The following is a 368-nucleotide window of genomic DNA, read 5'->3' on the forward strand; positions in this document are numbered from 1 at the left end:
ATCATGTTGCTTCATTTGAACCGTACCATAAGCAGTTTGGTTGAAAATTGGCAACCCATTAACATAAAGACGATAAATCAAGTGACGTCCCATATCATGACTTTCAAAAAAGTAGATATTATCCGGAATTTGGTGAATTCGAACAAGCCAATCATATCCTTTGGCCATGCGTTGATTAAATGTCTTACCCAAGTCAGCGACATCATAAGCATCATACTTCGCGACACCAGAAACGGTATCCACTGTCATTTGACGAGATACACCATCATTATAAGTCAGAACATTGCCATCACGATTTGCACTTGGCGTCGTCGTTCCCGCAAAGAGCGCTGACAGATAATTATTTGTCGCATTCGTTTCCATTAAGT

The 368-nt window shown here is 40.2% G+C and carries 1 protein-coding gene; it reads right to left on the reverse strand.

Going from position 1 to position 368, the window contains the following annotated elements; genetic code table 11:
• Positions 1-368, reverse strand: a 368-nt coding sequence (locus tag KH400_RS22430; RefSeq protein WP_217228410.1) for a hypothetical protein, incomplete at both ends; no start/stop codon positions are given.

The organism is Desertibacillus haloalkaliphilus, assembly GCF_019039105.1.
GTDB lineage: Bacteria > Bacillota > Bacilli > Bacillales > KJ1-10-99 > Desertibacillus > Desertibacillus haloalkaliphilus.